This window comes from Paenibacillus lacisediminis, assembly GCF_046567315.2.
The window spans coordinates 61,105-85,053 of sequence record NZ_JBKIAX020000015.1 but is presented as its reverse complement, the minus strand read 5'-3'; the positions used below and the strand labels follow the sequence as shown (position 1 = coordinate 85,053).

19 protein-coding genes are annotated in these 23,949 nt (G+C 53.7%); 13 read left to right on the top strand and 6 right to left on the bottom strand.

Annotated elements, in window-relative coordinates; genetic code table 11:
• Positions 1 to 32: 32 nt before the first annotated feature.
• From ACLD72_RS24080 to ACLD72_RS24050, 7 genes are all read left to right on the top strand, one after another.
• A complete protein-coding gene (locus ACLD72_RS24080) occupies positions 33 to 998 on the top strand; it encodes a family 43 glycosylhydrolase (protein ID WP_411001891.1) in 966 nt (321 codons plus the stop codon).
• 156 nt (positions 999 to 1,154) lie between these two features.
• Positions 1,155 to 2,096 carry an ArsR/SmtB family transcription factor gene (locus ACLD72_RS24075; protein WP_411001890.1) on the top strand — a complete coding sequence of 314 codons (942 nt, stop codon included), beginning with the start codon at positions 1,155 to 1,157 and terminating at the stop codon, positions 2,094 to 2,096.
• 568 nt (positions 2,097 to 2,664) lie between these two features.
• A complete protein-coding gene (locus ACLD72_RS24070) occupies positions 2,665 to 4,005 on the top strand; it encodes an ABC transporter substrate-binding protein (protein ID WP_411001889.1) in 1,341 nt (446 codons plus the stop codon).
• A gap of 82 nt (positions 4,006 to 4,087) precedes the next feature.
• Complete coding sequence (locus ACLD72_RS24065; protein ID WP_411001888.1) at positions 4,088 to 4,975, top strand: carbohydrate ABC transporter permease; 888 nt, start codon at positions 4,088 to 4,090, stop codon at positions 4,973 to 4,975.
• A gap of 1 nt (position 4,976) precedes the next feature.
• Positions 4,977 to 5,783 carry a carbohydrate ABC transporter permease gene (locus ACLD72_RS24060; protein ID WP_411001887.1) on the top strand — a complete coding sequence of 269 codons (807 nt, stop codon included), beginning with the start codon at positions 4,977 to 4,979 and terminating at the stop codon, positions 5,781 to 5,783.
• 39 nt (positions 5,784 to 5,822) lie between these two features.
• Positions 5,823 to 7,583, top strand: a complete 1,761-nt coding sequence (locus ACLD72_RS24055) for a glycoside hydrolase family 2 protein (protein WP_411001886.1) — start codon at positions 5,823 to 5,825, stop codon at positions 7,581 to 7,583.
• Between the two features lie 18 nt (positions 7,584 to 7,601).
• Positions 7,602 to 8,486, top strand: a complete 885-nt coding sequence (locus ACLD72_RS24050; RefSeq protein ID WP_411001885.1) for an MBL fold metallo-hydrolase — start codon at positions 7,602 to 7,604, stop codon at positions 8,484 to 8,486.
• A 20-nt stretch (positions 8,487 to 8,506) separates the two neighbouring features.
• Here ACLD72_RS24050 and ACLD72_RS24045 read toward each other — a convergent pair whose 3' ends face one another.
• Positions 8,507 to 9,475 (bottom strand): helix-turn-helix transcriptional regulator, encoded by a 969-nt coding sequence (locus tag ACLD72_RS24045; RefSeq protein WP_411001884.1) that lies wholly within the window; start codon positions 9,473 to 9,475, stop codon positions 8,507 to 8,509.
• A 137-nt stretch (positions 9,476 to 9,612) separates the two neighbouring features.
• On the opposite strand from ACLD72_RS24045, the gene ACLD72_RS24040 reads away from it, so the two are divergent.
• Entirely contained in the window at positions 9,613 to 10,500 is an 888-nt protein-coding gene (locus ACLD72_RS24040; protein ID WP_458476186.1) for an SDR family oxidoreductase, read from the top strand.
• Positions 10,501 to 10,873: 373 nt separating this feature from the next.
• On the opposite strand, the gene ACLD72_RS24035 is transcribed toward ACLD72_RS24040, so the two are convergent.
• On the bottom strand, positions 10,874 to 11,251 hold the full coding sequence (locus ACLD72_RS24035; RefSeq protein WP_411001951.1) for a DUF2500 domain-containing protein: 378 nt from the start codon (positions 11,249 to 11,251) through the stop codon (positions 10,874 to 10,876).
• Positions 11,252 to 11,816: 565 nt separating this feature from the next.
• Between ACLD72_RS24035 and hflX the strand changes: the two genes are divergently transcribed.
• The 3 genes from hflX to ltrA all read left to right on the top strand — a co-directional run bounded on the left by hflX (position 11,817) and on the right by ltrA (position 15,567).
• On the top strand, positions 11,817 to 13,094 hold the full coding sequence (gene hflX / locus ACLD72_RS24030) for a GTPase HflX (RefSeq protein WP_411001882.1): 1,278 nt from the start codon (positions 11,817 to 11,819) through the stop codon (positions 13,092 to 13,094).
• A gap of 47 nt (positions 13,095 to 13,141) precedes the next feature.
• On the top strand, positions 13,142 to 13,612 hold the full coding sequence (locus tag ACLD72_RS24025) for a GNAT family N-acetyltransferase (protein WP_411001881.1): 471 nt from the start codon (positions 13,142 to 13,144) through the stop codon (positions 13,610 to 13,612).
• A 641-nt stretch (positions 13,613 to 14,253) separates the two neighbouring features.
• Positions 14,254 to 15,567, top strand: coding sequence for a group II intron reverse transcriptase/maturase (ltrA, locus tag ACLD72_RS24020; RefSeq protein ID WP_411001880.1), 1,314 nt, complete (start codon positions 14,254 to 14,256; stop codon positions 15,565 to 15,567).
• Positions 15,568 to 16,626: 1,059 nt separating this feature from the next.
• Here ltrA and ACLD72_RS24015 read toward each other — a convergent pair.
• Together ACLD72_RS24015 and ACLD72_RS24010 are read right to left on the bottom strand one after the other, a co-directional pair.
• The gene (locus ACLD72_RS24015; RefSeq protein ID WP_411001879.1) at positions 16,627 to 18,192 is read right to left on the bottom strand and encodes an ATP-binding protein; all 1,566 of its coding nucleotides are present in this window, start codon (positions 18,190 to 18,192) and stop codon (positions 16,627 to 16,629) included.
• A gap of 32 nt (positions 18,193 to 18,224) precedes the next feature.
• Positions 18,225 to 18,911, bottom strand: coding sequence for a response regulator transcription factor (locus tag ACLD72_RS24010; RefSeq protein ID WP_411001950.1), 687 nt, complete (start codon positions 18,909 to 18,911; stop codon positions 18,225 to 18,227).
• A 299-nt stretch (positions 18,912 to 19,210) separates the two neighbouring features.
• Here ACLD72_RS24010 and ACLD72_RS24005 point away from each other — a divergent pair, with 299 nt between their 5' ends.
• Positions 19,211 to 20,143, top strand: coding sequence for a manganese-dependent inorganic pyrophosphatase (locus ACLD72_RS24005; RefSeq protein WP_411001878.1), 933 nt, complete (start codon positions 19,211 to 19,213; stop codon positions 20,141 to 20,143).
• Between the two features lie 115 nt (positions 20,144 to 20,258).
• On the opposite strand, the gene ACLD72_RS24000 is transcribed toward ACLD72_RS24005, so the two are convergent.
• Together ACLD72_RS24000 and ACLD72_RS23995 are read right to left on the bottom strand one after the other, a co-directional pair.
• Positions 20,259 to 21,512, bottom strand: a complete 1,254-nt coding sequence (locus ACLD72_RS24000; RefSeq protein ID WP_411001877.1) for an MFS transporter — start codon at positions 21,510 to 21,512, stop codon at positions 20,259 to 20,261.
• A gap of 420 nt (positions 21,513 to 21,932) precedes the next feature.
• On the bottom strand, positions 21,933 to 22,259 hold the full coding sequence (locus ACLD72_RS23995) for a hypothetical protein (protein WP_251595323.1): 327 nt from the start codon (positions 22,257 to 22,259) through the stop codon (positions 21,933 to 21,935).
• A 149-nt stretch (positions 22,260 to 22,408) separates the two neighbouring features.
• Between ACLD72_RS23995 and ACLD72_RS23990 the strand changes: the two genes are divergently transcribed.
• Entirely contained in the window at positions 22,409 to 23,794 is a 1,386-nt protein-coding gene (locus ACLD72_RS23990; protein WP_411001876.1) for a GerAB/ArcD/ProY family transporter, read from the top strand.
• Positions 23,795 to 23,949 lie beyond the last annotated feature (155 nt).

Sequence of the window (23,949 nt, the reverse complement as noted above, 5' to 3'; positions counted from 1 at the left end):
TTGCCAGACTCAATTTATAAAGGAGGCAAAACATGACCCAACATTCGTTCCGTAATCCGATTTTGGCGAATGGGGCCGACCCCTGGATTATCCGGCATAGTGACGGGAGTTATTACATGTTGGTGACGCTGGGGGACCGCATCGCGCTTTGGCGCAGCGAGACCCTGACCGGACTGGCCGAGGCCCGGCCAAAGACGGTTTGGGTTCCCGAAACGTCCGGGCCGTATTCCCGCAATTTATGGGCGCCGGAGCTCCACTGTATCGAAAATCGCTGGTACATTTACTACACGGCGAACGATGGCGGCGGGGATGACACGAGGAGAGTGTGCGTGCTTGAGCTGACGGGGGATGATCCGCTGAACGGCGAGTGGCGTTTTAAAGGAGCCGTCAATACGGAATTCCCGGGGCTGGATGGGACGGTATTGCCGCACCGGGGGGAGCTGTATTTCTTTTACTCCGGGTACGGCTATTTTCCCGATTACGGATCGGCCATTTATGCCGCCCGCATGGCCAATCCCTGGACCCTGACCGGGCCGAATGTGCTGATTACGGCGCCGACGCAAGGCTGGGAGAAGCAGGGAGGGATGGCGATTAACGAAGGGCCGGTGTTTTTGCGGCGGGGCGGCTGGATTTTTCTCGTGTTTTCGGCGAGCGCCACCTGGTCGGACGACTACTGCCTGGGAATGACGAGGATCGCGGAGTCCGGGGATCTTCTGGACGCGAAAGCCTGGATCAAACATGAAGGCCCGGTTTTTGCTAAAAATCCGGAATCGGGGGTCTATGCTCCAGGACATAACAGCTTCACCGTGTCGCCGGACGGCTCCGAGGATTGGATCGCTTACCATGCCTACTCCTATTCCGAGGCGGAGCAGCCGCGTTCATCGGGAACTCCCCGCAGCACGCGCCTGCAAAAATTCGGCTGGAAAGAAGATGGTATGCCGGACCTCGGCGTTCCGCTAGGAATCGACATTCCTGTACCCCGCCCTTCGGGAGAATAAAAAAACATCTTCAATGTTGAGCTCGATTTTTTTGATATACGGCCGGTGAAATGAACTTCCTGATCGTGAAATGAATAACGTTGCTTTATTGCGGCTTTTTATAGTAAAGTCAATAAATATAGAACAATTTTTGGGAATACGGTTACGGAGGTTCATATGCTGGAAGTCGGTATACATGAACCAGATAAACTGGTTCAGGTCGCTCACGCGCTCTCGACGCGCTCTCGGGTCGACATGCTTCGCCTGCTCAACACGCGAAGCATGAATATTATTGAACTTGCCGAGGCCCTTCAGCTTCCGGTGTCGACGGTGGCGAACAACGTGAAGGTGCTGGAGGCCGCCAGGCTGATCAATACGGAACTGCTTCCGGCGGTACGCGGAGCGATGAAGGTATGCAGCCGGAATTATGACGATATTCTGATCTCGCTGAATTCAAGTATCCGGACCTCGAAGGACGGGATGAAATATTACGAGGTCGAGATGCCGATCGGCCATTACAGCGATTGCGAGGTGCATCCGACCTGCGGCATGGCGTCAAGCGAAGGAATGCTGGTGCGGGAAGACGAGCCGGCGAGCTTCTATCATCCCAAGCATGTGGCGGCGCAGATCTTATGGTTCCGCAAAGGTTATGTGGAGTACCAGTTTCCGCTGGAGATTCCGCAAAACGCGCGAATCCAGTCGATCGAGTTGTCTATGGAAATGTGCTCGGAAGCGCCGAATTACGACAATGATTGGCCATCGGATATTTCCGTGTGGATCAACAGCGTGGAGATTGGCATGTGGACGAGTCCCGGCGATTTCGGCGACCGGCGCGGAGCGCTGAATCCGCCATGGTGGGAAGATTGGTCGACGCAATACGGTCTGCTGAAGACATGGCGGGTTGACCACGAGCGGACCACTTTGGATATGCAGAAAGTGTCCGACGTGACGCTGGGGCGTCTGGGCCTTGACCAGCGTCCTAGCCTGCGGGTGCGGATTGGCGTGAAGCCGGACGCCGTCCATAAAGGAGGCGTCAATCTGTTCGGTAAGCAGTTCGGGGATTATGAACAGGATATGATCATGCAGGTTGCGTATACCCTCGATGATCCAGCGGAATAAATGATAGAAATGAAAAACCATCTTCCATTTGCGGGGGATGGTTTTTGCTAAATTGTAGATATGTCAGAGGAGGGCCTTGGATGTTGGAAGTCGGCCACCGCGGAAATAGCGGTAAAAAAGGTTCTTATTTTCGCCCCAAAAGGGGGAAATGGGGAATAGAGGATTTTTTTACCGTTATATTTTGAAAGCTGGGGGCAAAAAGCCCTTTTTCCAGGCTTCGACTTCAAATAGGGACAAAAAGTTCCGTTATTTTCCACAGGAGAGGTAAAATTTCAAAAATAGCGCCCCAAATTACCTCTATTTTTCGGCAGAGGTGGTAGCAGAGGCTACCCCGCCCCCATTCCATCTCCACCTAAAGTATGGCTTGTCCTTTTGTTATAAGCAGCCGCTACACCCAACACTATTTATTGCATAATAATTGTAACAAATAAAAATATTACAATAAATCAGTATGAAACCGTTGACAAAACAACCTTCTATCATTATATTAGGTACAAAGGTTCGGGATTTGTGTAATAAAACATAAATTCTGTTCCATATTTCACCAAAGTGTAAAGGGGAGGCCAACATGAAAAAAAGCTTTGCAATGCTGCTCGTTTTGTTGCTGTCAATCTCTTTTGCGTTAAGCGCATGTGGTGGTGGCGGCGGAAACAACGCTGCGGCGCCATCCGGTAACGAAGGAACAAACGGGCAAGGTAATGAAAGCGCTTCAAATAGTGGTGGCGAGAAAATCCAATTATCGTTCTGGACGCTGTTCTCTGGCGGAGACGGCGACAATATGCAGGCGATGATCGATGCCTTCAACAAGGAACATCCCGACATTCAAGTGAAAAATACAAAGCTGGAATGGGGAGAGTATTACACCAAGCTGATTACCGCGGTTGGCAACGGCAACGGACCGGATGTCGGCATCTCCCATATTTCCCGGCTGCCCGATTTGATCGACCAGGGGGTCGTCACCGAGCTTGACGATGTGGCCGCCGAAGCCGGAGTGGACTGGTCTTCCTTCAACCAAAATATCCTTGACGCTTCCGTGGTGGATGGCGCGCACTATGCGGTGCCGATCGATACGCACCCGTTTATTATGTATTACAACAAGAAACTGCTGAAAGACGCCGGGCTGCTTGGCGAAGACGGCAAACCGGTCATGGAGCAATCGGCCGACGGTTTCGTTGCTTTCCTGAACACGCTGAAAGAAAAGCTGCCGGCAAAAGTGACTCCGTTTGCCTTGTCCAACACGAATGACGATCCGTTCCGTTTGTGGTGGGCGCTGTATTCCCAGCTCGGGGGCAATGACGTTGTATCCGACGACTTGGCCAACGCCCAGGTAGATACGGACAAAGCGGTTCAGGCGGCTCAATATGTTCAAGATCTTTTCCATAAATATAAAGTCATTAAACTGAACGACCCGGACTTCTACAAAAATTTCCAAAGCGGTACGGCCGCCATTATGATGACCGGGGTTTGGGCCACGGGCACCTGGGAGTCCACCGAAGGGCTGGATTTCGGCGCGATGCCGATCCCGAAAATCTTCGATCAGGAAGCGACCTGGGGCGATTCCCATACCGTGATTCTTCCGGTGACCAAAGATGAAGACCCGGCCAAGCGGAAAGCGGCGATCACGTTCGCCAACTGGCTGGCCGACAACGGCCAGGTATGGGCGAAAGCCGGCCATATCCCATCCAAACCGTCCGTGTTTGAAAAACAGGAGTTTAAGGATCTGCCTTACCGGAGCGATTACGTATCCGTGGCTTCGACCGTGAAGTTCAGCAAACCGTCCACGAAAAACTGGCAAATCCGCGATTTGGCCATGTTCAAATATTTGAATGAAGTATGGGCCAATAAAATGACGCCGGCGGACGGCATCGCCAAAATGACCGAGGAAGTCCAAAAGGTGTTAAACGAATAGCGGTTAGATCATGACTCAGGCCGGCTTTGAGGCAAACTTGAAAAGTCACAAGGCCGGCCGGCTTATGGGGAGGCTTGAAACGATGAAGATGAACAAACTGAGAGCGGACGTGCAGGCATTGCTGTTCCTGCTCCCCTTCTTGGTCGTTTATTTCCTGTTTACGATCTGGCCGATGATCAAGGGCGTGGAAATGAGCTTCTATAAATGGACGCTGATCAAAAAAATGAAATATCTCGGCATGGGCAATTACGAGCGGATGTTTCAGGATCACGAATTTTGGGCGGCGATTGGGCACTCGGCGATTTTCGTCATTATCACGACGCCGTTGATGCTTGCCCTTGCCGTCGTGCTGGCGTTGATCGCCAACCGGAACTCCAGACTGCAGCGGTTTTACCGCAGCGTGTTTTTTATCCCGAGTATTTTGTCCGTGGCGGTCGCTGCCTACCTGGGATTGTTTCTGTTCCAGCCTTATACGGGACTGGTGAACTCATTGCTTCACCTGCTTAGGATGCTTCCGGAAGACGCGGAAATTTTCTGGCTGTCGGAAACGGGGCTGGCCTGGATCGCCGTTTCGCTGCTCACGCTTTGGTGGACGGTCGGCTTTAACTTCATTTTATATTTGTCGGCGATGCAGGATATCCCGGATGAAGTTTACGAAGCGGCGCGCCTGGACGGGGCCACCGATTCCCAGGTTTTTTGGAAAATCACCCTCCCGCTGCTGAGCCCGATCACCAAGACGATCACCATGCTGCAAATTATCGCTTCATTTAAAGTATTTATGCAGATTTACGTCATGACCGGCGGCGGCCCTTTGGATCAAACCCGCCCCGTCATCCAGTACATCTGGCAGACGGGCTTCCGCAAAAACGACCTCGGTTACGCCTCGGCCATGTCCTACATGCTGTTTGTCATTTTGCTGGTGTTGTCCGGGCTGCAGTATTGGATGAACAACCGGAAGGAGGCGAAATAGCATGAAGTGGTTTTACCGGATTTTTTCCCTGTTCATGGCGCTGCTGTTCGCTTTTCCGTTAATTTGGATGCTGGTCGTTTCGGTCAAAAAGGAAGGCATGAAAATCATTACTGTCGTCGACTGGTTTACGCCCCCTTATTCGCTGGCGGTTTACAACGAAGTCATTACCGGCACCAAACTGTTGACCTGGTCCTGGAACAGCTTTTTCATCGCCGTCTGCGTCACCGTGTTTACGTTGATCATCGCCGCGATGTCCGGTTTCGCCATGTCCAAGATTCCGTTCCGGTACCGGACGTTTATGTTTTTCTTCATTTTGGCGGGGCTGCTGATTCCCGGTGAAGCGATTTTGATTCCGCTGTATCAGGTCGCCAAGGACATGGGGATTCTCAACACTTATATGGGCCTGATTTTTCCCGTTTTGGCTTCGCCGTTTGCCATCATTGTGCTGAAAAGCTTTTTCGACGGCATTCCGAACGACCTGCTGGAAAGCGTGCAGATGGACGGCGGCGGCATCTGGCGGATTTTCTTCAACATCATGCTTCCGCTTACCCGTCCTGCGCTGGTGTCGATCGCGATTCTGACGTTTATCGGCTCCTGGAACAACTTCCTGTGGCCGTTCCTGTCCGTCACCGATGACAACCTGTTTACTTTGCCGATGGGAATCCCGACGTTAATGAATCAATATACCGAAGATTACGTCAAGCCGATGGTCATCAACACGGTGGCGTCCCTGCCGATCATGGTGCTGTTCCTGATTTTCGAACGGCAGATCATCAAGGGCGTCAGCCTTTCGGGGATTAAAGGGTAACTACTTCAACTTACGATAGATAGAGAAGGAGCAGAGACTATGACAAACCAACTTACGCGTGGTGAATATCCGCGGCCCCAGTTCGTCCGCGAGAAGTGGGCGAGCCTGAACGGAGAATGGGAATTCGCTTTTGACGATGACGGGATAGGTGAACGGGAAGCCTGGTATGAACAGGAAAAGGGACAGTTTAGCCAAAAAATCACGGTTCCGTTCTGTTTTCAAAGCCGGCTTAGCGGTATCGGAGACACATCGGTTCATGACCAGGTTTGGTATCGCAAACGATTCACCGTTCCGGATGAATACAACGCGGGCAGAGTGCTGCTGCATTTCGGCGCCGTCGATTACGAGGCCAAAGTGTGGGTCAACGGCAAGCTGGTGGCGGTTCATGAAGGCGGACATACGCCATTTCATGCCGACATCACGGACGTTCTCGCCAAGGGCGGCAACACCGTTGTCGTGAAGGCGACCGACTACAGCCGCGACGTCTCCTTGCCGCGCGGCAAGCAGTTCTGGGAGGATCAGTCGGCGGGAATATTCTACACGCGCACGACCGGGATTTGGCAAAGCGTATGGCTGGAGCCGGTGCCGGAAACGTATGTGGAGCGCATCCGGATGATTCCGGACATCGACAAAAACGATCTCGATCTCGAGGTGTTCCTGTCGGGCTGCCGGCCTGGCGCACAGGTCAGCGTTAAAGCCGTTATTTCCTTCAAGGGCGAGCTCGTCACCGAAGACTGCTTTGCCTTGAACCATATTTCGGCCCGCCGCTCCATCCACCTGGAGGATTTTAACGATCACGGCCTGGGGCGGTGGTGGACACCGGAAAACCCGCACCTTTACGATCTGGAGCTGACACTGCTCGTGGACGGGAAAGCGGTGGATTCGGCGAAAAGCTATTTCGGCATGCGGAAAATCTCCATTGAAGACGGCAAGCTGCTGCTCAACAATCGGCCTTATTATATGAAAATGGTGTTGGATCAAGGGTATTTTCCGGAAGGGCTGCTGACCGCCCCAAGCGACGACGACTTGCGCAGAGACGTGGAACTTACCAAAGCGATGGGCTTTAATGGAGCGCGAAAGCATCAAAAAATCGAAGATCCCCGGTATTTGTATTGGGCCGACCGGCTGGGCCTCCTGGTGTGGGGGGAGATGGCCAATGCTTTCCGCTTCTCCGAAACTTACGCGGGCCGGATGACCCGGGAGTGGATTCAGGCCGTGGAGCGGGATTTCAATCACCCGTGTCTTGTGGTTTGGGTGCCGCTGAACGAAAGCTGGGGCGTCACCAACATTTTGGTGGACCGCCAGCAGCAGCAGCACGCTTTGTCTCTCTATCATTTAACGAAATCGCTGGACCGGACGCGCCCCGTCATCTCCAATGACGGATGGGAGCTGGTCGCCACCGACTTGCTCACCATTCACGATTATGAATGGCGGCGGGAGGTGCTGGCGGAGCGTTATGCCGCGCGGGCAACTGCTTTGGCCGCTCAGCCGGGCAACCGCTGGATTCTCGTGCCCGGGTTCCCGGACGAAGGCCAGCCGATCCTGGTCACGGAGTTTGGCGGCATTTCCTTCAAAGCCGGCGATTGGGACGGATGGGGTTATTCCGGGGCCGAAAATGAGCAGGATTTTGCGGCGCGTTTGCAGAATGTAATTGAACCCGTTTTGCAATCGCCGGTGGTGCAGGGCTTTTGCTACACCCAATTTACGGATGTGGAACAGGAAATCAACGGCCTGTTGACCTATGACCGGAAGCCGAAAATTCCGCTGGAAACCATCCGTTCGATTGTTGCGGGAACCTAAGAGCCAGAGGAGAGCAAAATGTCTGATTCAACCCGAAAAAGCGCCGGCTTGACCCGCAAAGGCGCCGCCCTGATCAACGAAGTCATCCGCACCGAGGTTCCTTACGGAACGCTCGCGCTGTGGTTTCTGGGGCAGGAGAGCGTAATTATTAAAGGAGACGGAATTACGATTTATGTAGACCCATACGTCTCGGGCGACCTCGATTCCGGAGACTGGAGACGGACTTTTCCAGCTCCGATCGAACCGGGGGATATTCTGGGGGCGGATTTATGCCTGATCACGCATGTGCATGGCGATCATATGGATGCGGGTACGCTCCCCTATTTTCACCGTCAGAACCCGGCGGCGCCGATCGTGGCCCCGGCCTGCTGCAAGCCGGCTTTGCAGGAGATGGGGATTGCGGCCCCGCAAATTTGGGAGGCCGATGACCGCCGGCAGTTGGAGCTGTTCTCCAAGCTCCGCCTTACGGTTATTCCCGCCGCTCACGAACAGTTGGAACGGGATGAGGCAGGAAAACCCCGTTACGTTGGTTACGTGATCGAACTGAACGGCGTCACGTTGTACCATGCCGGGGATACGCTGGTGTATCCCGAACTGATCGAGCGGTTGCGGGAGGTCCGGCCGGACGTTGCCCTGCTGCCGATCAATGGCCGCGACTATTTCCGCGGGCAGCGCGGCATCGTCGGCAACATGGACTACCGGGAAGCCGCAGAGCTGGCGGCAGCCATCGGCGCCGACACCGTCATCCCGCTGCATTATGACCTGTTTGCCGTCAACGCGGAGAAGCCCGGTCATTTCGTGGATGACTTGTACGAGCGGTTTCCGGAGCAAAAATGCCATGTCATGGCCCGGGGAGAGCGGTTCGTGTACGTGTCGCCGCAGGCGTTTTTGCAGTTGGACTGACCGCGGGCTCGCGCTGACTGTCAATCGCCTGCTTCGGAGTACAGGCGAAAGACCGCCTCGGCCTCGCGTTTTACCCGTTCGCGCAGCTCCGGAGGCTCCAGCACCTCGACCTCCGGGCCGTAGGCGAGCACGATCTCGCACGCCGATTCCAGCGTTTCAAATTCGATATCCGCTTTGACAAACCCCTGTTCGTCCGGTTTTTCGACATGGAGCACTTTAGTATAACGCTCCCTGCGCAGCCGGTCCAGCCGGGGTTCTTTGACGTTTACCCGCGCCGGATAACGGGGCAACCGGGATTTGAAATCGGCGGTGGACTGTTCCCAATATTCCGCCAAATCAAAATCGGCCGGCCGCTCGAAGGTTTCAGCGAGAAGCTGCGCGTCTTCCAGACGCGAGATACGGTACGTCCGCATCTCGCCGCCGTCCTCCTGCGCCGCCGCCAGGTACCAGACGCTGCGTTTGGCGATAAGGCCCAAAGGGAGCAGCGTGCGTTCCACGGCGACATCATCTTTCCGGTAGCGGATGCGCAGCTTCCTTTGCGCCCATACGGCTTCCTGCACGGCGGACAGCCAGGGAAAGGCTTCGCCCGAAGCGTGCCAGCCGGCGCCGTCGATATGGATGCGCTGGCGGATCAGTTCGGCGTCCTGCCGGACCGGGGCGGGGGAAGCGGCCAGCAGCTTTTGGTAAGCCGTTTGAAAATGCCCCTGGATTCCCAAATCGCCGAGCAACTCGTTATGGCTGGTCAACAGCAGCGAAACGATTTCTTCCGGCCGCATGCCGGTCAGGTTCGTCCGGTAGCTTTCCGCCAGCATCCACCCACCTTGCGAGCCTCTTTCCGCATAAACCGGGATGCCGGCTGTGCTTAACGCCTCCATATCCCGCCCGATCGTCCGCTCCGATACCTCAAGCTCCTTCGCCAAATGGCGGGAGCTCATTTTCCCCCGATTTTGCAGCAGCAGCAAAATGGCCAGCAATCGATCCGCTCTCAAGCGATCCTCTCCTTGCAACGTTTTTATTTATTTTACCATGAATATAAGACAAGAGATGTCGTATATGCCCTGTTACACTGCAGTAGAATAAATGAAAAATGGCCAGAGAGGATGTTGAAACGATGGACTTGAAGGACATGCAAAGAGAAAAACCGCTGAAGGGGAAAGTGGCGGTTGTTGCCGGGGCTACGCGGGGAGCGGGGCGGGGCATCGCCGTCATGCTCGGCGCTGCGGGGGCAACCGTCTACTGCAGCGGGCGGAGCGTTCGCGGACAGGCGTCGGATATCGGCCGCAGCGAGACGATCGATGAGACGGCCGAAATGGTTACGGCCCGCGGCGGGAAAGGCATTCCCGTACGCACGGACCATACCTCGGAGGAGCAGGTGCAGGCTTTGTTTGCGCGGGTGCAGGAGGAGCAGGACGGCCGCCTCGATATCCTTGTCAATGACATTTGGGGCGGAGAAAACCTGACCCACTGGAATACGCCGTTTTGGGAGCAACCGCTGGCCGACGGTCTGCTGATGCAAGAGCGAGTGGTCAAGACGCACATGATCACCAGCTACTATGGCGCTCCGCTGATGGTGAAGCGGAAGGCGGGGCTGATCATCGAGGTCACCGACGGCTCCACTTACAACTATCGCGGCAATCTGTATTACAGCCTGGCGAAAATATCGCCGATCCACCTGGCAAGCGCCATGGCCGAGGAACTGCGGACCTTTAACGTGACGGCGTTGGCGGTTACCCCCGGCTTTTTGCGGTCCGAACAAATGCTGGATTATTTCGGTGTTGCCGAGAGCAACTGGCGGGACGCTATTCAGAAGGAGCCGCATTATGCGGAATCGGAAACGCCGTATTTCGTAGGCCAGGCCGTCGCCGCATTGGCTGCGGACCCGCAGGTTGCGGACAAAGCCGGCAAGGCGTTTACCAGTTGGGATTTATCCGACGAGTACGGATTCTCCGACATCGACGGCCGCCAGCCGCATTGGGGCAACTATGCGCGGCGGCAGGGCCTGGCGGTCAACTGAGGCTCGGGGCGGCTAGCTAACGCGAAAAAGCGAGCGGCAGCAATCCTTCCCGCTGCCGCTCGCGCTTGCTGGCGCCAGGTTCCCGCGGCCTGATACATCGTTCTGATTGGATAATATCCAATAGAATTGGAAATTTCATGGAAGATACAGCGGTTTGATTGGATATTTCCAATAGATGAGGCTCGGCAGGGCGCAGAACGGGTGGTTTGGGCGAATTCTATTGGATTATTTCCAATGAGAGCTCCAAATTGCGGCCGATGTGAGTTAATCTATTGGAGTTTTTCCAATGAGAGGTAGAACGACGGGCCTTATATTTACATGATCCGGTTGAGGTCCGCCCCATATTTTCACCATCGGATTAAGGTCTGACCCTTTAAAACGTCCCGCCGCCCCGGTTTTGCGCCATATCGCGTTCGAATGCCACGATCCAATCGCCCTGAATGGCCGCGTATCCGGCATCGCCTTCAGCCACAAGGCCGTACAGGTTTTTCACGTCAAGGTACTCCACGCGTTGGCCGTTATCGAATTCCAGGGTAATGTAATAGTACGTTCGGGACGAGGAAGAATGCATATGATTATCGCCGTGGCGGCTTGAGCTATGCCGAACGTCCATTCGTTTGGACACGATGCGGGCATACTGGGTTTCGCGGGGGGAACGGGCATTTTTGACGTATTTGACGCCATTGCCAATGATCCCTACAATCACGATAACGAAGATAATGCCAATAAAAATCGGGACCAGCGTAAACATAAAATCAAAACCGCCGCCAAAGCCGCCCCCAAAGCCGCCCCCGAATCCCCCTCCAAAGTCTCCTCCAAAGCCTACACCGCCAAACAGCGGATTAAAACCGCTCATGATAAGCCCTCCTTATGTTTCCGTATGTTTCTTATGTCCTGCTATCTGAGATCAACCTGCCCAATCTCGCCGATGTTCTTCCTTATTTACGCAAAACGGGGAGATTTGTTTCATCTTACCATGCTTTTCGCACCGATTGTGAACGAATACGAATTGTGATAAACTGGAACCATCTTAAGAAGAACGGAGGGTTCCCTGTGTTGTACATTAAATTCCGTTTTACCACTTTGCGCGGCTAATTGAATAGTGCCAAAGGCTCCGCACCTGTGCGGGGCAAACGGGATAGGTGTGCTATGATAAAGGGAACCTGCAGGAACTTTAGAATAGAATATGCCTTGTGACCTGCCGCTTTCGGCTGGCGTTTTTTGCTGCCGGGGCGCTTTTTGCCATAGGTCCGTTTGCTTGTAAGCACAGGTGTGGCGCCTGTGTTTATTTTTTTCTCAAGGGAGGAAGCAACTATATGGAACAGAAAAAACTCGAACAAAAAGCCATTTTGGTTGGCGTGAACTTAAATCATCAGGAAGATTTCGAATACTCCATGGAGGAGCTGGCGAATTTGGCGGAAGCCTGCGACATCGAAGTTGTAGGGATGCTTGCGCAAAATCTGCTCAAAATCAATACGTCGCATTATATCGGCACGGGAAAATTAACCGAGGTCAGGGCGCTGCTTGAAGCGCACGAAGGCAATCTCGTCATCTTTAACGACGAGCTGTCCCCTTCGCAAATCCGCAATCTGGAGGCCGACCTGGAGTGCAAGGTGATCGACCGGACTGTGCTGATCCTCGATATTTTTGCGCAGCGGGCCAAAACGCGGGAAGCGCAGCTGCAGGTGGAGGTCGCCCAGCTCAAATACATGCTGCCGCGCCTCGTCGGGCTGCGGGAGTCGCTGGGCCGCCAGAGCGGCGGTGTCGGCACGAAAAACCGCGGTGCGGGTGAGACGCGCCTGGAGCTCGACCGCCGGCGGATTGAGGAGAAAATTACGGCGCTCAGCAAGGAACTGGAGCTGCTCGTGGCGCATCGGCAAACGCAGCGCAAGCAGCGCAAAAAGAACGAGCTGCCCGTCGTCTCGCTGGTCGGCTACACCAATGCGGGCAAATCGACGATCATGAACGCGCTGATGGAGCTGTACAACCCGTCCCAGGAAAAGCTCGTGCTGGAAAAGGATATGCTGTTCGCCACGCTGGAAACGTCGGTCCGCAGCATTCCGCTTCAGGATAACAAAGCTTTTTTGCTGACCGATACGGTTGGCTTTGTCAGCAAGCTGCCGCATCATCTGATCAAAGCGTTCCGCTCGACACTGGAGGAGGTGGCTGAAGCCGACCTGCTCATCCATGTCGTCGATTATTCCAACCCGGAATACGAGCGGCTGATCGACATCACCAACCGGACGCTGAAGGAGATCGGCATTACGGACATCCCGACGATTTATGCTTATAACAAATCCGATTTGACCGGGCAAGCCATTCCGGAGGTTCACGGAGATATCGTATATATGGCCGCAAAACCCCGGATCGGCATCCAGGAGCTGGTCTCCGAGATCCGCAGCCGGATTTTCAAGGACTATGTGCAGTGCCAAATGATGATCCCTTACGATCAGGGAGCATTGGTTTCTTACTTTAACGAGCACGCCAACGTCCTGGAAACGAGCTATGAGCCGGAGGGCACAAAGCTGTCCCTGGAATGCAAGCTTAGCGATTACGGAAAATACAAGGAATACGTGATCGAGGCGTTGAAATAACTTATAATAGCCCTCAAAACACGAACTTTCCAAAGGAGACTTAAGCGATGTCGGATATGCTGGTAAAATTGTACGATCTGCCGTCTTTTGAACCGGTAGAGCAATATGAAGCGCGTACGGGCGTGACGATCCGGCGGGCGATCGCCCCGGAAAAACACGTTGTCACCAAGTGGATCGGCGAGCATTTCAGCCCGTTTTGGGTCAGTGAATGTGAAGTGGCTTTTGCCCGGGCGCCGATCACCTGCATCATCGCCATCGATAACGGCAAGCTGCTCGGTTTTGCTTGTTATGACACGACGGCCAAGGGGTTCTTCGGCCCTACCGGAGTCGATGAGCAGGAGCGCGGAAGAGGTATCGGCAAAATGCTGCTGCTGCACACCCTCGATTTGATGCGTCTCGACGGTTACGGTTACGCGGTGATCGGCGGGGCGGGACCCAAGGACTTTTACGCCAAAGCGGCGGGCGCGGTCGTAATCGAAGGCTCGGAGCCGGGGATTTATAAAGGAATGCTTCGCTAGTTAGCGGACAGGAAGCAAAGAAGCCTCATCCATCATCGGTTGGATGGGGCTTTTGCTTTTCTTGCGAGTGAATCCTGCTCAGACCTGTAGGTAGACCGTTGAATAGTTGTAAAATATACAGTGCGCGCCTAGCCAAGCTAGGCAGAACTAACTGGTGAAAGTCCAGTCGAGGTAAGGACCAAGCCGCCTCGTAGCTAGCAGGCAGACGTCGGAGAAAGTCCGGCCGCTGAAGCCCTGCGAAAAGCCTGCCAAAGGCAAGCAAAGCAACCTTGCAGGCCGTAACATGAAGTGAATCCTGCCGCATCGTGAATGATCAACCCGAAAGGGACAAGAGGAAGCCGAGCCGCGACTGTATCGGTGAAGGCCATGGAACGCGTGAAGAACCTGGAGACGCAGCGCGGAAGAATCCTCCGGTGTAAAGGGATCGGCATGCAAGGAAAGTTATGTCTGGAACTAGGGAGACCCTCCCCCGCACGGCAGAAGGCTGCCGTAAACGGCGAACCTATAAGCCCTTAGGTGAAGTGGCGAGCTGCGGGAAGGGAGTCGGAGAGGGTCGTAGTACCGATGAAACGAGGACAACACAACCTCGTGGAGGGAAGGACCCTTACTTCGTTCACGGGATACCAAGGAGATAAGAGCGAGTGAATGCAGGAACCCCTGCTAACTACACCAAAGCCAAAGTTCGACAACTCCAACGTACCCTTTACCTCGTGTCTAAGGCAAACCCCAAGCGTCGCTTTCATGCTTTATACGACAAGATGTACCGGGAAGATGTGACTCGGATGGCGTGGATTCGGGTCAAGGCCAATGGCGGAAGCGCCGGAGTCGACCAAGAAACCATTGACTACATCGTACGGGAGTACGAAGAAGATCGTCTCATCGAGGAATGCAGGAAGGCACTCATCGAAAAGACGTACCGGGCGAGCCCGGTACGTCGACATGAGATACCCAAAGGAGACGGCAAGATGCGTCCTCTGGGTATTCCTACGGTACGCGACCGGGTGATTCAGATGGCGGCGAAGATCGTACTGGAACCGATCTTCGAGGCGGATTTTCAGGATTGCTCGTTCGGATTCCGACCTAAACGTAGCGCACATGATGCGATTCGCCGTATCCGGGAGACTGTAGAGCGCGACAGGATTCAATGGGTCGTGGATGTGGACATTACCGGCTACTTCGATAACATCCCGCACGACAAGTTGATGAAGATGGTGGAGCAGCGGATTAGCGACCGGCGGATACTGAAGCTGATTCGGCTATGGCTGACTGCCGGCGTGATGAAAGAAGGCGAGTTATATGAAACCGTCCTCGGAAGTCCGCAAGGCGGGGTCATTAGTCCACTGCTTGCAAACCTGTATCTCCACTACTTGGACACGATCTGGATAAAGCAATATGCGCACGTCGGCACAATCGTCCGTTATGCGGACGATCTGGTGATTCTATGTCGCTACAAAGCACAGGCGATGAAAGCAATACATGTTTTGAAGTCGGTATTTCAGAAACTGGAATTGACGATGAACACGAATAAAAGCAAGCTCGTCAATCTGTGGGAGGGCAAGGAAGGATTTGACTTTTTGGGACATACCCACCGACGGATGCCGTATTGGGGCAAGAACGGGAAAGTCTTTTTCTTTCTGCGCAGTTACCCATCTAAGAAAGCGATGAAGAAGATGAGGGCAAGAGTAAAAGAAGAACTCGCGCCTCGTGCCCGTTTGGGATGGTCACTCAAAGACCTGATCCAACGGATGAACCCGATCATCCAAGGGTGGAAGAATTATTACGCCAAAGTTGACCCGGGTGGTGCGAACCACTTCTTGCAGAAGGTGGATTGGCACATAAGTAGACGCATGAGTCTATGGTGGGACAAGAAACACAAAAAGCGGAAAGCTAGCCGCGTTAATGTCTTTGCCCTCCTACCTCTCGCTGGTCTGAAAACCGTATCGACTTGGGGTTAGCCGTATTGTCCAAGGTGAAGAGCGTCGGAAAGCCGTATGCGGGAAAACCGCACGTACGGTTTGATGAGAAGGGGCTGGCACTCCCAGCCCTTTACTCTACTACTTATCCGGATAAGTAACCAAATACTTGTTTAAGTGTAAAACCTCAGACTGTTGAGAAAGTCTTTAGACTTTTCCATAATTTAAAATTTTGTGTGGTGACTTTTGCCTTCGCAAAGAAAAATCGATTTAAACGATCTTAGGGCTAAGTTTTTAAATAAAACTTTCGAATTTTGGTTCAACCTAATCATCAGGGCTTGACAGACAAGCTGGCAACAGACCGTGGCCTGGAGCGAGACTAGCTATCCGGAGGCTTTGCACGATTATCCCGTTTAAGCAGGTGACCTGACTTCCTGAACCATAGGGATAATCTTGCAAAGTGGTTTGGAGAGCCCCACATCTACGTCATCATTTATTTTGTCAAACACTGATTTTGGACTTGAGCCCGAATTTTGTGTTCAAATTTTAAAAAATGGACTTTCTCAACAGTCTGAAAACCTGCAATTAGATCCTGTTTAGCCCGAAGGAATAAGGAAAAAGTTTAGATGTAATTGCAGGAAATGCAATTAAAACCTATGAATTCGTATCTTGAATTGAATCTAGTTGTAAGTTTTACAACGAATGGCCCAAAACACATCGATGGATGTTGTTGGTGCGTATAATGAGTAAACCGGAAACTGAGCGATCAACGTCATTGACTGGATCAAATGCAAAAGTGCATTTCATTTTCTCGAAATTTCCATTCTAGAGCGATTGAAATGCAAAAATACATCTGATTTGGGGCCTTTCGATAAAAAAGAGGTTTTTGACCGGAATTGAACTGCACTTTTGCATTTGACCCACCTGTTTCGAGGAATTTCGACGAAAATCGCATGCCCTTTTGCATTTTGTGGTAGTGGGGGCGGGCTTCGCATAGCTCGTTATCCGTTTCTTTCCTGTGCTAACGTAGAAGTAAACAAAACCTGGCCGGCGGCCAGGTTGCGCTTATTCGTATGGGACCGTCTATCCGTATGGAACCGTCTACAGCGCCGGCAGCACGACATTAAACGTTGCTCCCGCGCCCGGTTCGCTGGCTGCGGAAATATGCCCGCCGTGCGCTTCGACAATCGATTGGGAGATCGCCAGCCCCAGCCCGGCGCCGCCTTGTTTGCGCGTCCGCGAGGCGTCGCTGCGGTAAAACCGCTCGAAGACGTGGGGCAGATGCTCTTTGGCAATCCCCTGCCCGTTATCCTGGACCTGAAGCAAGGCCCGGCCAGGCTGAGCGGACAAGGTGACCGTGATCCGTCCCGTCTGAGGGTCGGTATGCTGAACGGCGTTATGGAACAGGTTCAGCACGACCTGTTTGATTTTATCGTTATCGCACATCGCTGCAACCCCCGGGTGCACCACAAACCGGACCTCCCGATCTTCGGCCAGCATGCGGAGGTGGGGCTCCATTTCCTGGATCAATTCGTCCAGCTGAACCTGTGTCCGTTGCACGACCGGCGTGCGGTCCAATTTGGCCAATGTCAGCAGGTCCTCGACCAGCTTCTTCATCCGCCCCGATTCGCCAAGCATGCTGTTCAGCGCCGTGTGAAGCTGCTCCGGCCGGTCGGCGGCTCCGCGCAGCAGCACTTCGAGAAATCCGTGGATCGAGGTCAGCGGAGTGCGCAGCTCATGGGAGGCGTCGGCGACGAAGCGGCGCATCTGCTCCTTGGCTTCCCGCTCCGCCTCGAAGGCGGCCTCCAGCCGCTCCATCATGCCGTTGAAGGAAACGCCAAGCCGGTCGATTTCCGATTGCCCCGAAGCCGCCGGAAAACGGTTGCCGAGATTGCCCGCATTCGTATCCTCCACCGTTTTGACCATTTGGTTCAAAGGAGTCAGCGTGCGCCGCAGCACCGGGAAGTACAACGCCAAACCACCGGCTAACGCGAGCAGCGAAAGTCCGGCAAACGTCAGCAGCTGCCGAAACACCACCTTAAGCATCGGAGCGGTGTAAATGCCCATCTGCACGAGCCAGGCTTTCTCCCCGTTGTCCCCGGGAAATACCACTTCGCGAAATACGACAAGCTGCTCGTTGCCCTCCCCGTCCCTCATGACACGGTAATCGCCAGGGCCCGATTTGCCCCAGTTCCGACTAAACAGGTTCCCGTATTCGCTATCTGTCAGACGGGGAGCCGTAATGCCCGTTTCGGAGGTCAAATCGATAAATTTGTAATCGGAGTTGATGATGGCCAGCGAGGAATCGGGCAGAAACAGCAGCGGGGGCGGAACCGGAGCGTTTTTGTTTGCGGTCCCGGCTCCGGCGCCGGGAGGAGAGCCGGCAGGCCCCGGTTTTAGCACATCGCCACCCCAATGTTCGGGAGTTTGCCCGCTCCGGTCGAACACCTCTCTCAAGGGACCTCTCATCTGCGAAGCCATTTTCTCAGCCTGATTTTTATATATAAAATCCTTCATAATCACGTATTGGAACGCTCCGATTAAAACGAGCAAAGCGGCCAAAATGAACAGGGAACGCGACAGCAGTTGAAACCGCAGCGAGCCCGGCAAAAACAAGCTTCGCCATCTTTGCCCGAAATGGCTTTTGGTCAGTTGGGGCCTTTTCATAAGTTCCAGTTCCTTTCCTTATTAAAAGGGCTTCACGGCAAATCGACGCGATAACCCGCGCCGCGAAGCGTGCGGATCAGCCGATGCTCTTTGTCGTTTAACTTTTCCCGCAGCGAGCGGATGTAGACTTCCACGATATTTTCCTCGCCGCCGAAATCATACCCCCATACCTTATCCAATATTGTCGTTTTGCTTAACACGATCCCGTGGTTGAGGATCAGGTATTTGAGCAGTTCGTATTCGGTTGGGGACAGCTCAAGCGGCTGCTCCTGGTAAATGATCTCTTTTCTCCGGTCGTCAAGGCGGAACGGTCCGATGACAACTTCACCGAACAGCGCCGGAAACTGGTTGCGCAGGCGCGCTCCGATGCGGGCCAGCAGCTCTTCGAAGCTGAACGGCTTGACGACGTAATCGTCGGCGCCGATCGTCAACCCTTTCACCCGGTCGTCCACTTCGTCCTTGGCCGTCAGCATGATGATCGCGACGTTGTCTCCGTTTTTGCGCAGCAGCCGGCATACTTCCCAGCCGTCCATGCCCGGCATCATGACGTCCAGCACGACGACATGCGGCTGAAATTCCGCCGCCAGATTGACGGCGCTCAGGCCGTCCGCCGCAATTCTGACCTCAAAGCCTTCATTCGCCAGCCCCAGCTCCAGAAACTGCACGATATGCGGCTCGTCGTCCACCAGCAATATTTTTGCGCCCTTTGCGTTATTCATCATAAAAAATGCCTCCTATAATATATCATCTCTATTATGACCGATGACGCTGAGCGTTTGCTGAAAACCGCCTGAACGCCGACTTAAACTGTGCAGGTGGAGGCGGATCGCGCAGTACATAACGGACCCTCGGTATTTTAACCGTTCCTAGTTGGCCTTACTTTCTGATCGTACCCGGTTTGCGCCGCGATGTAAATTGTTCTATGATTTCAGCCGGGTTCGTCCTTACCGCTCTTGATTGCGAATCTGATTATAAGCTATACTTTTGTCATTAAGTCTTTGAAAAGGGGAGTAACGAGATGGAAAAAGTATTGATTTTCGGACATAAAAATCCGGACACGGATACGATCTGCTCGGCGATCGCCTATGCTGATTTGAAATCGAAGCTGGGCTGGAACGTGGAGCCGGTGCGGCTTGGGGAAGTGAACGGGGAAACGGCGTTTGCGCTGGAGCGGTTTGGCTTTGCCGCGCCCCGGCTGGTGGAAGCGGTAGCCGGCGAAGTGAAGGAGGTCATTTTGGTCGACCATAATGAACGCCAGCAAAGCGTGTCCGACATCGATCAAGTTCGCGTCGCCGAAGTCATCGACCATCACCGGATCGCCAATTTCGAAACGAGCGGCCCGCTTTACTATCGCGCTGAGCCGGTAGGCTGTACGGCAACGATTCTGAACAAAATGTACAAAGAAAACGGCATCGAAGTTCCGGCCAATGTCGCTGGGCTGATGTTGTCCGCAATCATTTCCGATTCGCTGTTGTTCAAATCGCCGACCTGCACTGAGCAAGATGTGGCCGCGGCCCGCGAGCTGGCGGGTATCGCCGGTGTCAACCCAGAGGAATACGGACTCGACATGCTGAAAGCCGGGGCCGATCTGAGCGACAAAACGATTGAACAGTTGATTACGCTTGATGCCAAGGAGTTTGACATGGGCGGGTCGAAGGTGGAAATCGCCCAGGTGAATGCGGTGGACGTAAACGACGTCCTGTCGCGGCAAAGCGAAATCGAAGCCGCACTAAACGGCATTATCGAAAGCAAAGGCCTGGACCTGTTCCTGTTTGTCGTCACCGACATTTTGAACAACGATTCCGTAGGCCTGGCGCTCGGAAAAGCGGCCGAAGCGGTCGAGCAGGCGTACAATGTCAAGCTGGCCGGCAACAAAGCGGTGCTGAAAGGCGTTGTATCCCGCAAATCGCAAATCGTGCCGGTGCTCACGGACATTTTCAACAAGCGTTAAGCGAATTAAGTTCGAACGGCATAACATGAACTGAAAAAAGTCTTGAAACGGCGGGCTTAAGCCCGGTTCGCTTCAAGACTTTTTTGCGGTTAACACGGCTGCAGGCGTTCTCCGCCTACGGCTGCTCGGGTGCCGGAGTAGGCGCCTGAGCCGGCTTATATTTGAAGATCGGAATCAAAATCGCCGCTCCGATCAGCATGATGATGCCGGAGGCCGCATAGATGCCGACCAGCGGGAAAAACTTTTTGAGCACGCCGGACAACGACATCATGATGACCATCATGCCCATGAACATCGGGCTAAGCACCCCATTGACGCGCCCGACGTATTCCTGCTCCGTCCATTGCAGAATGAGCGTGTTAATGCCGATTTGGATGCAGGGCATCGTCAGGCCGTTAATAAATTGCAGCGTCAAGGTGAGCGGAACGCTTGTCGAGAAGCCCATGCCGGCGATACACACCGCGCTGATCGTTATCCCAAACGCCAGCAGGATCTGCGGCGGGATGCGTTTGGCCAGCGTCATGACGACCGCTCCGCCGATCAGCATGGCGATCCCGTTCACCATCAGCAGAAATTGCAGGAATTCCTCGCTTTTCCCCAGGTTTTCCGTGACTAAAAACAACCCCAACGTCTGAATCGTACCGACGGAAAAACCGGCGATCGCAAAGGTCGCGCCGAGCACTTTCAGTACCGGACTGCGCCAGACGTAGCGGAAACCGGCCGCCAGCTCCTGGCGGATGTTCGATGGCTGGCCCGTTTTTACCTCTGGCGTTTCATCGGCCGGAATGCGGAACAGAACAATCGCCGACAGCAGGAAGGCCACGCCCATCACGCCGATCGAAAGATGAATGCCAAACTGATGATAAGCAAAGATGCCGAGCGACGGCCCCAGCACCATAAAGATGGCGATCAGCGACTGGAACAGGGCCATGCCTTGCTGCACCTGATCGGGATGGACGTGCTGCTTGAACAGCTTCATCACCGACGGCTGAGAGAACTGCGACAAAATGGCTGAAACGAACGTGGCAAAATAAACGGTTTCCCAAGATTCATACAACAGGGTGATCAATACTACAAATACCGATACTGCGGAGAGGAAGTCGCACCAGATCATCGTTTTTTTCGGCCTCCAACGGTCGGCAAAGGCGCCCCCGATAAAGGAAAACACAAAAATCGGCGCAAACTCCACAACGGAAATCAGCGAGATGGCTAGCGGGTCGTTATGCGTTTTTTCCGAAACGAACATCAAAATGGCGAAATTGCGGACCCAGATCCCGATCTGCAAAAAAATGTTGGAGATCAGAATCGTCTGATAAAACTTGTTGCGAAACAAACTTGGGGCGGGTGAAGCGTGCGCTTGATTAGTCATTATTACCACCTCAATATGGATTCTCGTTGTTTAGTTAAGCTTACCCAACTTTCATATAATAAGTTTTTTTTCTTCATTAGAAAAGGGAAAAAACAATTATAATCGGATATTCTCCAGTTTTTTTCAAGATTATAGATGGCCTGGTGGGATCAGCTGCAAAAGTGCATTCCATATTCCCGCAAATCACCAATTTAGAGCGATTGAAATGCAAAAGTACATCTCATTTAGGGCTATCCGATAAAAAAGTAACTTTTGAGCGGAAATGAACTGCACATTTGCATTTGAACTACCCATATTGAGGAGCTTCGACAAAAATCGCATGCACTTTTGCATTTCGCAGGAGTACAACCCCCCTTCCTTATATCGTAACGTGGCGGGAGTGGGAGTGGCATATAGTTCTTTTTACGCGCTCCCCTGCTTTTAAGTGGATTTTTGTTCTGGCGGTCCGATCAAGTTAAACCGCTCCAACTGCGTCCACAGCCCTTCTTTTTGCAAAATTTCGCGCTGTTTGGGGCCAATCAGGTCGAAGTGGGGAAACGGCGAGCGGTTATGGATATATTTCGGGTCAAGCCCGTGCTCGCGGCACCAGGAGGTGAGCCGGCTTAAATCCGAGCAGCCGACCTTCGTCACCGTTTTGGCGCCGGGAAAACGCGGGTCCAGCCAGTAATGGGTCAAATAGGCGATGTCGCCGCGGGCGACGCGTTGTTTCCACTCGTTCAGTTCTTCGCGTGTCACGCCAAAAGCCATGGGCCAAGCCTCTTTTCTTTGAGATGTGACTTATTATACCACAGGCAATTTGCCGTAAAAACGCAGGTTACATAATTCCTTGGGTTAGGCTGCACTATAAAGGAGTAACAGGATTTTAACATGATATTAACGGAAATGGGGGAACTGAAATGGCGAAGGCAGGGGGGAATGAGGCAGAAAAAGGAAACCTGCGCTGGTGGCAGCTGTCCTTGCTTGGGGTGGCGTCCACGATCGGGACCGGTTATTTTCTCGGCTCAGGGATCGGGATTCGCATGGCGGGACCGGCGATTCTGCTTGCGTTTGTCCTCGCGGCCGCCGGAACCTACACAGTGTTCGAAGTGCTGGCCCGGATGACGGCGGACCGGCCGGAGCAGGGCTCTTTCCGCTCTTATGCGAAACGTGCGTTCGGCCGGTGGGCCGGATTTGGCAGTGGCTGGGTGTACTGGTGCTCCGAATTGCTCGCTATGGGCAGCCAGTTGACCGCATTGTCCCTGTTTTCACGGTTTTGGTTCCCCGGGGTGCCGATGTGGATTTTTGCGATTGGTTATGCCGTACTTGGACTGGCCGTCATTTTTTTGGGAAACCGGGTCTTCGATTCGATGGAAAATGTGCTGTCCGTGATCAAAATCGCCGCGATCTTGATGTTTTTGATTGTGGCGGGGGCCGCGCTGATGGGTTGGATTCCGGGAGGAGGCAAATCCCCGGCGTTTCCGCATACCGTGGGCGCTTTTTTTCCTGCCGGTTACCTCGGATTATGGTCGGGGTTTATTTTTGCTTTTAACGCCTTCGGGGGGATCGAAGTGATGGGCATGATGGCTGTACGCCTGCGGGAACCGAAGGATGCGCCGAAGGCGGGCAAGGTGATGTTGCTGGCGCTGTCGATCGTCTATTTGCTGTCGATTGGTTTGACGCTGACCTTGATCTCGTACAAAGCGGTCGATCCCAAACACAGCCCGTTTATTACGGCACTCCAAAATTATCATCTGCCGTTTATTCCGCATGTGTTCAACGGGGTGCTGATCGTCGCCGGATTTTCCACGATGGTGGCCTCCTTGTATGCCGTAACGACGATGCTGGTCACCCTCGCCAAGGACAAGGATGCGCCCCTGTTGTTCGCCCGCAAAGCCTGGGGCAAACGGCCTTTGTACGCGATCGGCCTGACCGCCGCCGGGCTGGCCGTTTCCGTCGTGATGTCGTTCGTGATGCCCGGGCGTATTTACGAATACATTACCACCGCCGCCGGACTGCTGCTGCTTTACAACTGGTTTTTCATCTTGGTCACGGCGGGCAGGCTGCTGAGGTTCAGCACGTTTGGCCGGATCAAACGCTGGACGGGCATGGCGCTTATCGTGCTTGCGGTGCTCGGGACACTATTCCACGGTACCAGCCGCCCCGGTTTTTGGGGCAGCTTGATTTTTATCGCCGTTATCGGCATGGTCACGCTAATCATGCAGTTCACCGTTTGGAAGCGCCGGAAAATCGCGAGACGCCGGCAAGGCAAACCGCTGGTGCTGCGCCCGAAGCGCACGACGTAATTAAAGTGCTGATTAAAAAGGCCGTTCCTCTTAGCTTCAGCACTTTATATAGCGCCTTAAAATACTGAACCGACCTTGTAGTGCTACTACATCACAAGCTTTAAAACTCTGTCAACTACCAATTTATATAGTTCTTTATTAAATGAAATACGTGG

Coding starts and splice junctions, on each gene's coding strand:
- ACLD72_RS24080 (WP_411001891.1), top strand. CDS start 33: ATGACCCAACATTCGTTCCGTAATCCGATTTTGGCGAATGGGGCCGAC.
- ACLD72_RS24075 (WP_411001890.1), top strand. CDS start 1,155: ATGCTGGAAGTCGGTATACATGAACCAGATAAACTGGTTCAGGTCGCT.
- ACLD72_RS24070 (WP_411001889.1), top strand. CDS start 2,665: ATGAAAAAAAGCTTTGCAATGCTGCTCGTTTTGTTGCTGTCAATCTCT.
- ACLD72_RS24065 (WP_411001888.1), top strand. CDS start 4,088: ATGAAGATGAACAAACTGAGAGCGGACGTGCAGGCATTGCTGTTCCTG.
- ACLD72_RS24060 (WP_411001887.1), top strand. CDS start 4,977: ATGAAGTGGTTTTACCGGATTTTTTCCCTGTTCATGGCGCTGCTGTTC.
- ACLD72_RS24055 (WP_411001886.1), top strand. CDS start 5,823: ATGACAAACCAACTTACGCGTGGTGAATATCCGCGGCCCCAGTTCGTC.
- ACLD72_RS24050 (WP_411001885.1), top strand. CDS start 7,602: ATGTCTGATTCAACCCGAAAAAGCGCCGGCTTGACCCGCAAAGGCGCC.
- ACLD72_RS24040 (WP_458476186.1), top strand. CDS start 9,613: ATGCAAAGAGAAAAACCGCTGAAGGGGAAAGTGGCGGTTGTTGCCGGG.
- ACLD72_RS24035 (WP_411001951.1), bottom strand. CDS start 11,251: ATGTTTACGCTGGTCCCGATTTTTATTGGCATTATCTTCGTTATCGTG.
- hflX (WP_411001882.1), top strand. CDS start 11,817: ATGGAACAGAAAAAACTCGAACAAAAAGCCATTTTGGTTGGCGTGAAC.
- ACLD72_RS24025 (WP_411001881.1), top strand. CDS start 13,142: ATGTCGGATATGCTGGTAAAATTGTACGATCTGCCGTCTTTTGAACCG.
- ACLD72_RS24015 (WP_411001879.1), bottom strand. CDS start 18,192: ATGAAAAGGCCCCAACTGACCAAAAGCCATTTCGGGCAAAGATGGCGA.
- ACLD72_RS24010 (WP_411001950.1), bottom strand. CDS start 18,911: ATGAATAACGCAAAGGGCGCAAAAATATTGCTGGTGGACGACGAGCCG.
- ACLD72_RS24005 (WP_411001878.1), top strand. CDS start 19,211: ATGGAAAAAGTATTGATTTTCGGACATAAAAATCCGGACACGGATACG.
- ACLD72_RS24000 (WP_411001877.1), bottom strand. CDS start 21,512: ATGACTAATCAAGCGCACGCTTCACCCGCCCCAAGTTTGTTTCGCAAC.
- ACLD72_RS23995 (WP_251595323.1), bottom strand. CDS start 22,259: ATGGCTTTTGGCGTGACACGCGAAGAACTGAACGAGTGGAAACAACGC.
- ACLD72_RS23990 (WP_411001876.1), top strand. CDS start 22,409: ATGGCGAAGGCAGGGGGGAATGAGGCAGAAAAAGGAAACCTGCGCTGG.